Here is a 289-nt window from a genome sequence, read left to right as displayed (position 1 = left end):
GTAATGATTTATGATGAAATGGGGATATAGCTCAGCTGGGAGAGCGCCTGCCTTGCACGCAGGAGGTCAGCGGTTCGATCCCGCTTATCTCCACCACTTATCATCGTTAAGTAAATTTATTCATTTAGTTTATTTAACGATGATAACTGAAAAGTTTTATCAACTGTTCTTTAAAAAATTGGAAACAAGCTGAAAACAAGAGATTTTCGAGAGAAAGTCTGAGTAGGCAAGGCAGGAAAGTGAACGAGGGAACTGAGAAGGAAACTCTGAAAGCAAACCTGTTTTGCAT

The 289-nt window shown here is 39.8% G+C and carries 1 tRNA gene; it reads left to right on the top strand.

Annotated features, from left to right (window positions below):
- The first annotated feature begins 20 nt into the window (after nt 1-20).
- Nucleotides 21-96 (top strand) — tRNA-Ala (locus DV415_RS10125).
- The last annotated feature ends 193 nt before the right edge of the window (nt 97-289 follow it).

Source organism: Haemophilus haemolyticus, from assembly GCF_003490595.1.
GTDB classification, from domain to species: domain Bacteria; phylum Pseudomonadota; class Gammaproteobacteria; order Enterobacterales; family Pasteurellaceae; genus Haemophilus; species Haemophilus haemolyticus_L.
Note: the sequence above shows the minus strand (reverse complement) of the source record. Positions and strands in the feature narration are given on the sequence as shown.